The following is an 11,282-nucleotide window of genomic DNA, read 5'->3' as shown; positions in this document are numbered from 1 at the left end:
TCGCATTTTTTCGACCCGTTTCCTTCTGCGCCCCGCCTCCGGGCCGGACCGCAGAGGGCCGGGGCACCCCCTGCGCTGCAACGCGCAGGTCACCGCAGGGAAGGACCTGTACGTGAGTGAAACCACCGACCTCGTCGAGACCGGAACGCAGGACGCCGCCGGTACGAGCGAGGCAGCTGCCGCTTCTGGGACGACGGGCAGCCCCCGGCGCCGCGGCAGCGGTCTGTCCGGGATGCTGCTGCCCGAGCTTCAGCGGCTCGCGGGCGAACTGGGCATCCCCGGCACCGGGCGGATGCGCAAGGGCGACCTCGTAGCCGCCATCTCCGCCCGCCAGGTGGGCGGCTCCGCCCCCGCGGACGCTCCCTCCGGCACCACCAACGGCGCGGCCCCCGCTGCCGCCGCCCCGTCCGTGCCCGCTCCAGCGGCCGCCGAGCCCCTCGAGGCCCCGGTCAGCGGTGGCGCCAACGGCGCTCCTCTCAGCGGCTCCACCGGGAACGACGGCGCGCCCGCTGCGACCGAGGGTCGCCCCCTGCGCACCCGCCGCGGTGCCAGCCGGCCGGCCGGTTCGCCGTCCGCCGACGCCCCCACCACCGTCGGCGAGCCCGCTCCCCAGACCCAGCCGGACGGCGACGTCGAGCGGGGCGACGGGGACGACACCGACGGCGAACGCCCGCAGCGCAACCGCGACCGCGGTCCCCGCACCCGCGACGGCGGCAACGCCGGGCGCGACGGCGGCAACGACCGCAACGCCAACCGCGAGGGCGGCAACGACCGCAACGCCAACCGCGACGGCGGCAACGACCGCAACGCCGGCCGGGACGGTGCCAACCGGGACGGGGGCAACCGCGGCCCTGGCACCAACGACCGCAACGAGCGCGGTGGGCGTCCGGACAACCGCAACGACGGGCGCACCAACGAACGGAACCCCAGCGGCCCCGACGAGGACGACGACGACTTCGAGGGTGGCCGCGGTCGCCGCGGCCGGCGCTACCGCGACCGCAACCGCCGGGGCGGCAACGCCCAGGGTGGTGGCGGTGGCCGTGAGCGCTTCGACCAGGGCGAGCCGACCGTCAGCGAGGACGACGTCCTGCTGCCCGTCGCCGGCATCCTCGACGTGCTGGACAACTACGCGTTCGTCCGCACCTCGGGCTACCTGACCGGCCCGAACGACGTCTACGTCTCGCTGTCGCAGGTGCGTCGCTACGGCCTGCGCCGCGGCGACGCCGTCACCGGCGCCGTCCGGCAGCCCCGCGAGGGCGAGCGCAAGGACAAGTACAACGCGCTGGTCCGCCTCGACACGGTGAACGGCCTGGACCCCGAGCGGGCCAAGCAGCGGCCGGAGTTCACCAAGCTGACCCCCCTCTACCCGCAGGAGCGCCTGCGGCTGGAGACCGAGCCGAACATGCTGACCACCCGGGTCATCGACCTGGTCATGCCGATCGGCAAGGGGCAGCGCGCGCTGATCGTCAGCCCGCCGAAGGCCGGCAAGACGATGGTGCTGCAGGCGCTGGCCAACGCGATCACGACGAACAACCCCGAGTGCCACCTGATGGTCGTCCTGGTCGACGAGCGTCCGGAAGAGGTCACCGACATGCAGCGCTCGGTGAAGGGCGAGGTCATCGCCTCGACCTTCGACCGGCCGCCGTCGGACCACACGACCGTCGCGGAGCTCTCCATCGAGCGGGCGAAGCGACTGGTCGAGATGGGTCACGACGTCGTCGTCCTGCTGGACTCGATCACCCGCCTGGGCCGCGCCTACAACCTGGCGGCCCCCGCCAGCGGGCGCATCCTCTCCGGCGGTGTCGACTCGACGGCGCTCTACCCGCCCAAGCGCTTCCTGGGTGCTGCCCGCAACATCGAGAACGGGGGCTCCCTCACGATCATCGCCTCGGCGCTGGTCGAGACCGGCTCCACGATGGACACGGTCATCTTCGAGGAGTTCAAGGGCACCGGGAACGCGGAGATCAAGCTCGACCGCCGCCTGGCCGACAAGCGCGTCTTCCCGGCCGTCGACGTCAACGCCTCGGGCACCCGCAAGGAAGAGATCCTCATGAACCCCGAGGAGCTCGCCATCGTCATCAAGCTGCGCCGCGTGCTGGCCGCGCTCGAGCCGCAGCAGGCACTGGAACTGCTGCTCGACAAGCTGAAGAAGACCCGCAACAACGTCGAGTTCCTGATGCAGATCCAGAAGACGACGCTGGGCCCGGGTAACGAGTAGCGAATCCCCTCGGGGATACTGACCGACTGAGCGACGCCGGCGGGTGCGGAATACCTCCCGCCCGCCGGCGTTCCACCACGTGAACCAGACAGACTTTCTCGGAAGAGGCGACGGCATGAAGCCCGACATCCACCCCGCGTACAACGAGACCACGGTGACCTGTGGTTGCGGGAACACCTTCACCACCCGCAGCACGTCCCCGACCGGTCAGCTGACCGTCGAGGTCTGCTCGGCCTGCCACCCCTTCTACACCGGCAAGCAGAAGATCCTCGACACCGGTGGCCGCGTGGCCCGCTTCGAGAAGCGGTTCGGCAAGCGCGCCACGGCTGGTGCCGCGGCCGGCGACTCCGCCGACAAGTAGCCACACCGACGGCGCCCGTGCCGCCCCTCTCCGGGGCGGGACGGGCGCCGTTCGCATGTCCGCCCCACCGACCACCCGACGGTTCGTGCACTAACCGCCGTGGCGGTTAGTGCACAAACCGTCGAAAGGGAGAGTGCGATGAGCAGCCCCGACCGGCTGGCCGACCTGCTCGCCGAGCACGCGTCCCTCGAGCGGGAACTGGCCGAGCCCGAGGTACACGCGGACCAGTCCCGGGCCCGGCGGCTGGGCCGGCGCTACGCGCAGCTGGCGCCGCTCGTCGAGACCTCCCGGGCGCTCGAGGAGGCCCGCGGCGACCTCGCGACCGCCCGCGAGCTCGCGGGCGAGGACGCGTCGTTCGCCACCGAGGCCACCAGCCTCGACGCCCGCGTCGAGGAGCTCTCCGCCCGGCTGCGCGAGCAGCTGCTGCCCAAGGACCCCGACGACGACAAGGACGTCATCCTCGAGATCAAGGCGGGGGAGGGCGGCGCGGAGTCCGCGCTGTTCGCCGGCGACCTGCTCCGCATGTACCTGCGGTACGCCGAGCGGCGCGGCTGGTCCACCGAGATCCTCGACGCCGTCGAGTCCGACCTCGGTGGCTACAAGGACGTGGCGGTCGCGGTGAAGTCGCGCACCGACGAGGGCATCTGGTCGCGGCTGAAGTTCGAGGGCGGGGTGCACCGCGTGCAGCGGGTGCCCGTCACCGAGAGCCAGGGCCGGATCCACACGTCGGCGGCCGGCGTCCTCGTGCTGCCGGAGGCCGAGGACGTCGACGTCACCGTCGACCCGAACGACCTGCGCATCGACGTGTTCCGCTCCTCGGGGCCCGGTGGGCAGAGCGTGAACACCACCGACTCCGCCGTCCGGATCACGCACGTGCCCACGGGCATCGTGGTCAGCTCGCAGAACGAGAAGAGCCAGCTGCAGAACAAGGAGTCGGCACTGCGCGTGCTGCGCTCCCGGCTGCTCGCGGCCGCGCGCGAGGAGGCCGAGGCCGCCGCCAGCGACCAGCGCCGCAGCCAGGTGCGCACGATGGACCGCAGCGAGCGGGTGCGCACCTACAACTTCCCGGAGAACCGGATCGCCGACCATCGGGTGGGTTACAAGGCCTACAACCTCGACCAGGTCGTGGACGGCGACCTCGACGCGGTGATCGACGCCCTGACGGCCGCGCACACCGCCGAGCTGCTGGCGGCCGGCTCCTGAACCCGCGCGCGCTGCTGGCCGACGCCGCCCGCCGGCTCGCCGACGCCGGGGTCGAGTCCCCGCGGGTGGACGCCGAGCTGCTGCTCGCCTCGGTGCTGGGCGTTTCGCGCGGTCGGCTGCTCACGTTGGTCTCCGTCCCGGACGACGTCGCGGTGCGGTTCGGCACCCTCGTCGACCAGCGGGCCGACCGGGTGCCGCTGCAGCACCTGACCGGGCGCGCGCCGTTCCGGTTCCTCGACCTCGCCGTCGGGCCGGGGGTGTTCGTGCCACGGCCGGAGACCGAGCAGCTCACCGGCTGGGCGCTGGAGCGGATCGCCGGGATCGACGGGCCGATCGTCGTCGACCTGGGCAGTGGGTCCGGCGCCATCGCGCTGTCGATCGCGCACGAACATCCGGGCGCACGGGTCACCGCCGTCGAGCGGGACCCCGGTGCGATCGAGTGGACGCGCCACAACGCCCTCGGCCGGGTGTCGGCCGGTGACACCCCCGTGGGCGTCGTCGAGGGCGACATGACCGACCCGTCGCTGCTGTCCGAGCTCGACGGGCGGGTGGCGGTGGTCGTCTCCAACCCGCCCTACGTGCCCGACGACGCGGTCCTGCCGCGCGAGGTGGCCGACCACGACCCGCCGCTCGCGCTGTGGGGCGGCCCCGACGGCCTCGATGTCGTCCGAGGGATGCTGACCGTCGCCGCACGGCTGTTGCACCCGGGCGGCTGGCTGGGCATCGAGCATGCCGACCAGCAGGGCGGCGCGCTGCCCGCGCTCGTCCGGGCGCACGGTGCGTTCACCGAGGTCGAGGACCATCCCGACCTGGCCGGCCGGCCCCGGTTCACGACCGCCCGGCGCGCGTCCTGACCGGCTGAGGAAAACTCCTTCCCCGTGGCCGACCTCTACGACTGTTCCGACCCCGACGCCCGCACCGCCGGACTCGACGCCGCCGCGGCGGCGATCGGCCGCGGTGAGCTGGTGCTGCTGCCCACCGACACCGTGTACGGCGTCGGCGCCGACGCCTTCACCCCCGCTGCGGTGACCGGGCTGCTCGCCGCGAAGAACCGCGGGCGGACGATGCCCGTGCCGGTGCTCGTCGGCGAGGCCTCGACCCTCGCCGGGCTGGTCGTGAACCTGCCCCCGGTCGCCCAGCAGCTGGCGGAGGCGTTCTGGCCCGGCGGACTGACGCTGGTGCTCGAGCACGCGCCGTCCCTGGCGTGGGACCTCGGGGACGCGGAGGGCACGGTCGCCGTCCGGCTGCCGGACGACGACGTCGCGCGGGACCTGCTGCGCCGCACCGGACCCCTCGCCGTCTCCAGCGCCAACCGCTCGGGCCGGCCCGCCGCGACCACGGCGCAGGAGGCGGTCGAGCAGCTCGGGACGCACGCCACCGTCGTCCTCGACGGTGGTCCCCGCACCAGCGGCGCGCCGAGCACCATCGTCGACTGCACCGCGCCGGTGCCCCGGGTCCTGCGCGTCGGCGCGATCTCCGTCGACCGGTTGCGCGAGGTCGTGCCGGAGCTCACAGACTGAGGGGCGATACCGTGGGCCCATCCGCCGCGCCGCCCGAGCCCGGGTATCGCGGGCGCCCGCACCGACTTCTGGAGTGCGCCTGAGATGAGCACCCCCTACTGGGGCCCGGACTTCGACGCCCTGGCCGCCTTCGACCCCGACATCGCGAACGTCGTCACCGACGAGCTGGACCGCCTGCGCGGAGGGCTCCAGCTGATCGCGAGCGAGAACTTCACCAGCCCCGCGGTGATCGCCGCGCTCGGCAGCACGCTGACGAACAAGTACGCCGAGGGCTACCCCGGGAAGCGCTACTACGGCGGCTGCGAGGTCGTCGACCGGGCCGAGAACCTGGCGATCGAGCGGGCCAAGGAGCTGTTCGGGGCCGAGCACGCGAACGTGCAGCCGCACTCCGGCGCCAATGCGAACCTCGCCGTCTACGGCGCCTTCCTCCAGCCGGGCGACACCTTCCTCGCCATGGCCCTGCCGCACGGCGGGCACCTCACGCACGGCGCGAAGGTCAGCTTCAGCGGCAAGTGGTTCAACCCGGTGCAGTACGGCGTGAACCCCGAGACCGAGCACATCGACTACGACCAGGTGCGCGACCTCGCCCGTGAGCACCGGCCGAAGCTCATCATCTGTGGCGGCTCGGCAATCCCGCGGCTGATCGACTTCGCCGCCTTCCGCGAGATCGCCGACGAGGTCGGGGCCAAGCTGATGGTCGACGCGGCGCACTTCATCGGCCTGGTGGCCGGCAAGGCGATCCCCAGCCCGGTGCCGTACGCCGACGTCGTCACGTTCACCACGCACAAGGTGCTGCGCGGCCCGCGCGGCGGCGCGTTCGTCTGCAAGGCCGAGCACGCCGCGGCCCTGGACAAGGCCGCGTTCCCGATGATGCAGGGCGGCCCGCTCATGCACTCCGTGGCCGCCAAGGCCGTGAACTTCAAGGAGTGCCTGCAGCCCGAGTACCAGACCTACGCCCGCCAGGTGATCGCCAACGCCCAGGCACTGACCGAGGGCCTGGCCGCCGAGGGCCTCCGGCCGGTCGCCGGTGGCACGGACACGCACCTCGCGCTGCTGGACCTGCAGGAGACCGGGGTGACCGGCAAGGACGCCGAGGCACGCACCGGCGCTGCCGGCATCGTGCTGAACAAGAACGCGATCCCCAACGACCCGCAGCCTGCCGCGGTCGCGTCGGGCATCCGGGTGGGCAGCCCCGCGGTGACCACGCAGGGCATGGTCGAGACGGACATGAAGGAGATCGCGTCGCTCATCGGCACGGCCATCCGCGACGCCGACGGGAGCCGGACGGCGGAGGTCGCCGCCGGCGTCCGGGAGCTGGTCGCCGCCCACCCGGCCTACCCCGAGCCCACACGCGCCGGCTGAGACCATGCGCGAGTACGCCGTCGTCCTGCTCACCGCGGCGCTGGTCACCTTCCTGACCACGCCCGTGGTGCGGATGATGGCGATCCGCTTCCGGATGATGGCCGCCCCGCGTGACCGGGACGTCCACGTCATCCCCACCCCGCGGGGCGGCGGCGTGGCCATGTACCTGGGGGTGTCCGCCGCCATCCTGGTGGCCAGCCGCCTCCCGGCGCTGCAGCGGACGTTCGACGACTCCCAGACCTATGCCGTCCTGGTGGCGGGCGGGCTGATCTGCCTGCTCGGCGTGCTGGACGACAAGTGGGGCCTGGACGCGCTGACCAAGCTCACCGGCCAGATCGCCGCGGCCGGGGTGATGGTGCTCCTCGGCGTGCAGCTGGCGTTCCTGTTCCTGCCCGTCGCCGACATCGGCACCGTGTCGTTCGGCCCGGACACCGGCGTCCCGCTGACCATCCTGGTGACGGTCCTGACGGTCAACGCGCTCAATTTCATCGACGGCCTGGACGGCCTGGCGGCGGGCGTCTCGGCGATCGCGGCGCTGGCCTTCTTCGCCTACAGCTACCACCTCGGGCTGGCCGGCTACGGCGACGTCGCCAGCGCGCCCTCGCTGATCACCGCCGTGCTCGCCGGGGCCTGCCTGGGCTTCCTGCCGCACAACTTCAGTCCGGCGCGCATCTTCATGGGCGACTCCGGGTCGATGCTGGTGGGCCTGATGCTGTCGGCGGCGGCGGTGACCGCCACCGGGGGAGTCGACCCGCAGTCGTTCGACTCGGCTGCCAGCCTGCTGCCGCTCGCCCTGCCGCTGCTGGTGCCGATCGCCGTTCTCTTCATCCCGTCCATCGACCTCGTGCTCGCGGTCATCCGGCGCACCCGCAAGGGCCGGTCGCCGTTCGCGCCGGACAAAATGCACCTGCACCACCGCCTGCTGTCGATCGGGCACTCCCACCGCCGCGCCGTCCTGGTCATGTACTTCTGGGCCGCCCTGCTGTCCTTCGGGGCCGTGGGGCTGTCGATCACCGGGGGACGGGCGGAGCTGCTCGTGGCGATCGGCGTCCTGCTCCTGGTCGGCGTGGTCGTCGTCCTGAGCCCCCGGGCCCGGCGGGCCGCGCGCGAGGCGCGAGCGGCCGAGCTGGCCGCCCAGCGCGAGCGCAGCCGGGTCGACCACCCGACCGCCCGGGCGGTGCGCGTCGCCGACCCCGACGCCACCCGGCCGGCGCCGCGGCAGCCGGCCGACCCGCAGGTGGTCCCGTGACGTCCACGCGTTCCGACGTCCCCTGGGACCTGTCGTTCCTGCGCGTGGGCGCACTGGTCACCGGGGGAGCGGCGGCGGTGGGCGCCCTGGTCACGGGCCTGGTGGCCGGGTGGGACGACGCGCTCGGAGTGCTGCTCGGCGCCGCGGTCGTGACGGCGTTCTTCGCGGCGTCCAGCCTGGTCGTGGCCTGGGCCGGGCGCATCCAGGACACCTTCACGCTGCCCGCCGCGCTCGGGATGTTCTTCGTCAAGGCCCTGGTGCTCTTCGCCCTCCTGACCGCGCTCCCGGAGGAGGGCTGGCTGGACCGCCTCACCCTGGCGTGGACGGTCATCGCGGGGGCCCTGCTGTGGAGCGCGGTCCAGCTGCGGTGGGTCTGGACGCGTCAGCTCTACTACGTGTCCCCACCCTCCCCGCCGGTAGTCCAGCCCCCCGCTCCGCCGGACCCGGAAAGCCCGCCGCAGCGCGGCTGATAGGGTCCGAAGTGATGGCCGAGGAATTCCCCACCCGCGGGAACTCTCGGCCCCGACCTGCGAGTCCGGTCAGTCACGGCAGTGGTGCCGAAACAGGCTGGGCGATCATCGGCACGATGATCTCCGGCATGGCCGTGTGGGGCGGGGCCGGGTGGTTGCTCGACCACTGGCTGGACACGCGAGTGTTCTTCCCGGTCGGCATCATCTTCGGCATGGCGGTGGCCATCTACCTCGTGGTCGCCAGGTACGGCGCGGCTCCTCCCCAAGCGGAGGGAAAGCGCACCAGCAAGACCCCGGGCGGACGACGGAGCCGGCCACAGGGGGATGTACGGACGCAGAAGGGACAACGGTGACCTCCAGCGCCCTCGCGCTAGGGAACGTGCTCGCGGCCGGCGACGGCTTCGAGGCCCCCGGGCTCGGTGAGTTCTACCCGAAGCCCCTGTTCACGTTCTCGTTGTTCGGCGTCGACTTCGAGATCACCCGGATCATCCTCGGCCTGGCGATCGCCACGGTCCTGCTCATCGGGTTCCTGGTCGCGACGGTGCGCAAGCCGCAGATCGTCCCCGGCAAGCTGCAGTTCATCGGCGAGAGCGGCTACTCGCTGGTCCGCGACGGGATCGCCCGGGACGTCGTCGGCCCCAAGGGCCTGCCGTTCGCACCCTTCCTGGCCGCGCTCTTCTTCTTCATCCTCGCCAACAACATCATGGCGATCATCCCGTTCGCGCAGATCTCCCCGATGTCGAAGTTCGCGTTCCCTCTCGTCCTCGCCCTGATCTGCTGGGTCATGTACATCTACATCGGCATCCGCGAGCAGGGCGTCGGCCGGTACTTCAAGGACATCCTGTTCCTGCCCGGCGTCCCGAAGCCCATGTACATCCTGGTGACGCCGATCGAGATCCTGCAGAACTTCATCGTCCGGCCGTTCACCCTCGCCGTCCGGCTCTTCGCGAACATGTTCGCCGGCCACATGCTGCTGGTGGTCTTCTCCCTCGGCGCCGTCTACCTGCTGAGCCGGGACAACTACTCGGTCGTCTTCGGCCCGATCTCGGCGCTCATGGCGATCGTGATGACCTTCTTCGAGTTGCTGGTCATCTTCCTGCAGGCCTATGTCTTCACCGTCCTGATGGGCACCTACCTCAACGGGTCGATCGAAGCCGAGCACTGATTCACCGCACCCCCCCCGACAGCACCACCCCGCCAGCCGCCCCGCACCCGCGAGGCGACGACAGAGGAGGAACACCCCGCAATGGACGTTCTGGCAGAACTGCACGGCAGCATCGGATCGGTCGGCTACGGCCTCGCCGCCATCGGCCCCGGTATCGGTGTCGGCATCGTGTGGGCGGCCTACATCCAGGCGACCGCGCGCCAGCCCGAGTCGGCCGGTCTCACCCGTACCTACGCCTTCCTCGGCTTCGCGCTCTCCGAGGCGCTGGCCCTGATCGGCTTCGTCGTCCCCTTCGTCTTCGGCACCTGATCCGTACCGGCGTACGGGCTCCGACTCTGAGACAGGGACACCGAGCATGAACATCCTCGCTGCGGAGGAACACAACCCGCTGATCCCGCCGCTGGGCGAGATCATCATCGGGATCATCGCGTTCGCGATCGTCTTCTTCGTGTTCGCGAAGTTCGTCGCGCCCCGCTTCGAGCAGGTCTTCCGGGCCCGCCGCGAAGCGATCGAGGGCGGCATCGAGCGGGCCGAGGCGATGCAGGCCGAGGCCAAGGCGGCGCTCGAGCAGTACCGCGCCCAGTTGGCCGAGGCGCGCAACGAGGCCGCCCAGATCCGTGACCAGGCCCGCGCCGAGGGCCAGCAGATCCTCGAGGAGCTGCGGACCCAGGCGCAGGCGGAGGCGGCGCGGATCACGGCTCGCGGCGAGGAGCAGCTGGCCACCCAGCGGCAGCAGGTCGTCAACGAGCTGCGCGGCCAGATCGGCACGCTCGCCGTCGACCTCGCCGGCCGGGTGGTCGGCGAGTCCCTTGCCGACGACGCCCGCCGCGGCGGCACGGTCGACCGGTTCCTCGCCGAACTGGACGGCATGGCCGCGGCCGGCGAGAGCACCCGCTGATGGAGGCCTCCACCCGGGTCGCGCTCGCCGAGGCGCGCGAGCAGCTCGCCGAGCAGACGGCCGGCGCCGCCGGCCCGGCCCTGCTGGCGCTGGCCGACGAGCTGTTCGCCATCGCGCGGCTGCTCGACGGGCAGCTCGCGCTGCGCCGGGCGCTGTCGGATCCGTCGGGCAAGCCCGAGGACCGCGCGGCCCTCGCGCGCAGGCTGTTCGGGTCGAAGGTGTCCGCGGCCGCGCTCGACCTGGTCGAGACCGTGGCCCGGCAGCGCTGGTCGCACCCGATCGACCTGGCCGACGGCATGCGCACGCTGGCGATCGAGGCCTCGCTGGACGCCGCGGACGCCGGCGGCGAACTGGAGAGCGTCGAGGACGAGCTCTTCCGGTTCGGCCGCATCGTCGGTGGCGACCAGGGGCTCACCCGCATCCTCAGTGACCGGAAGGCTCCGGCCGAGGGCAAGGCTGCGCTGATCGACCGCCTGCTCTCGGGCAAGGTCAGCCCGGTCACCGAGCAGCTGCTGCGCAACGTGCTGACCGGGACGCACACCGGGTCCGCCGACACCGCGATCGAGCGGCTGTCGGACCAGGCCAGCCGGCGCCGTGGCCAGTCCATCGCGCGGGTGACCTCCGCGGTCGCGCTGACCGCGGCGCAGGAACAGCGCCTGACCGACGTGCTCGGCCGCCTGTACGGGCGGACGATCGGGCTGCAGGTGACCGTGGACCCGAGCCTGCTCGGCGGTCTGGTCGTCCAGGTGGGCGACGAGGTCATCGACGGCAGCATCGCCCACCGACTCGAAGTCGCCGGACGGCGGCTGGCCGGCTGACCGCCGACCCGGCACCCA

Annotated in this window: 13 protein-coding genes; all 13 read left to right on the top strand. The window is 72.3% G+C overall.

The features are described from left to right. Positions 1-112: 112 nt before the first annotated feature. The 13 genes from rho (at position 113) to AC2H4J_RS14535 (ending at position 11,264) form a co-directional block, all read left to right on the top strand. A complete protein-coding gene (gene rho / locus AC2H4J_RS14595; protein ID WP_487465594.1) occupies positions 113-2,218 on the top strand; it encodes a transcription termination factor Rho in 2,106 nt (701 codons plus the stop codon). A 115-nt stretch (positions 2,219-2,333) separates the two neighbouring features. Next, positions 2,334-2,579 carry a 50S ribosomal protein L31 gene (gene rpmE, locus AC2H4J_RS14590; protein ID WP_487465593.1) on the top strand — a complete coding sequence of 82 codons (246 nt, stop codon included), beginning with the start codon at positions 2,334-2,336 and terminating at the stop codon, positions 2,577-2,579. A gap of 138 nt (positions 2,580-2,717) precedes the next feature. Beyond that, a complete protein-coding gene (prfA, locus tag AC2H4J_RS14585; RefSeq protein WP_487465592.1) occupies positions 2,718-3,782 on the top strand; it encodes a peptide chain release factor 1 in 1,065 nt (354 codons plus the stop codon). Next, positions 3,779-4,636 (top strand): peptide chain release factor N(5)-glutamine methyltransferase, encoded by an 858-nt coding sequence (prmC, locus tag AC2H4J_RS14580; protein WP_487465824.1) that lies wholly within the window; start codon positions 3,779-3,781, stop codon positions 4,634-4,636. Before prfA ends, prmC begins: the two co-directional genes overlap by 4 nt. A 24-nt stretch (positions 4,637-4,660) precedes the next feature. Further along, positions 4,661-5,302, top strand: a complete 642-nt coding sequence (locus AC2H4J_RS14575; protein WP_487465591.1) for an L-threonylcarbamoyladenylate synthase — start codon at positions 4,661-4,663, stop codon at positions 5,300-5,302. Positions 5,303-5,386: 84 nt separating this feature from the next. Then, positions 5,387-6,664, top strand: coding sequence for a serine hydroxymethyltransferase (locus AC2H4J_RS14570; protein ID WP_487465590.1), 1,278 nt, complete (start codon positions 5,387-5,389; stop codon positions 6,662-6,664). A 4-nt stretch (positions 6,665-6,668) separates the two neighbouring features. Continuing rightward, the gene (locus tag AC2H4J_RS14565; RefSeq protein ID WP_487465589.1) at positions 6,669-7,913 is read left to right on the top strand and encodes a glycosyltransferase family 4 protein; all 1,245 of its coding nucleotides are present in this window, start codon (positions 6,669-6,671) and stop codon (positions 7,911-7,913) included. After that, entirely contained in the window at positions 7,910-8,383 is a 474-nt protein-coding gene (locus tag AC2H4J_RS14560; protein ID WP_487465588.1) for a Cg1360 family ATP-synthase-associated protein, read from the top strand. The genes AC2H4J_RS14565 and AC2H4J_RS14560 overlap by 4 nt, the downstream gene beginning before the upstream one ends. Positions 8,384-8,499: 116 nt before the next feature. Next, entirely contained in the window at positions 8,500-8,736 is a 237-nt protein-coding gene (locus AC2H4J_RS14555) for an AtpZ/AtpI family protein (RefSeq protein WP_487465587.1), read from the top strand. After that, positions 8,733-9,548 (top strand): F0F1 ATP synthase subunit A, encoded by an 816-nt coding sequence (atpB, locus tag AC2H4J_RS14550; protein WP_487465586.1) that lies wholly within the window; start codon positions 8,733-8,735, stop codon positions 9,546-9,548. The genes AC2H4J_RS14555 and atpB overlap by 4 nt, the downstream gene beginning before the upstream one ends. 81 nt (positions 9,549-9,629) lie before the next feature. Beyond that, positions 9,630-9,857, top strand: coding sequence for an ATP synthase F0 subunit C (gene atpE / locus AC2H4J_RS14545; protein WP_487465585.1), 228 nt, complete (start codon positions 9,630-9,632; stop codon positions 9,855-9,857). A gap of 46 nt (positions 9,858-9,903) precedes the next feature. Beyond that, a complete protein-coding gene (locus AC2H4J_RS14540) occupies positions 9,904-10,446 on the top strand; it encodes a F0F1 ATP synthase subunit B (protein ID WP_487465584.1) in 543 nt (180 codons plus the stop codon). Then, the gene (locus AC2H4J_RS14535) at positions 10,446-11,264 is read left to right on the top strand and encodes a F0F1 ATP synthase subunit delta (protein ID WP_487465583.1); all 819 of its coding nucleotides are present in this window, start codon (positions 10,446-10,448) and stop codon (positions 11,262-11,264) included. The genes AC2H4J_RS14540 and AC2H4J_RS14535 overlap by 1 nt, the downstream gene beginning before the upstream one ends. Positions 11,265-11,282: the final 18 nt, after the last annotated feature.

This window comes from Blastococcus sp. OS1-29 (genome assembly GCF_057628075.1).
The sequence above is the reverse complement of the archived record's forward strand: the minus strand, read 5'-3'. Positions and strand labels throughout refer to the sequence as shown.